Source organism: Bradyrhizobium sp. Kon10 (assembly GCF_055807395.1).
Window position 1 is genome coordinate 1 of the sequence record NZ_JBVVOZ010000451.1, and the last position, 213, is coordinate 213.

The following is a 213-nucleotide window of genomic DNA, read 5'->3' on the forward strand; positions in this document are numbered from 1 at the left end:
ACCCGCAGTTGGTGCCCGATCAAACGCGACGGCACGGTGTAGAACACCTTGCGCAAGGTGAAGCCGCCGCTTGACGTCACGCGGACAATCACCTCCTCGTAGTCCGAGGTGCGGCGATCTGGCAGCGCCTGCAGGGTGGCGCGCTCGTGGTCGATGCGCTTGGTGTTCCGGGCATTGCGGCGGCTGACGATCTCGTCGATGAAGCCGCGATAG

The 213-nt window shown here is 64.8% G+C and carries 1 pseudogene; it reads right to left on the reverse strand.

Annotation, left to right across the window (positions count from 1 at the left end):
- A pseudogene (locus AC0L2O_RS37720) lies at positions 1–213 on the reverse strand (IS21 family transposase); the annotation flags it as partial.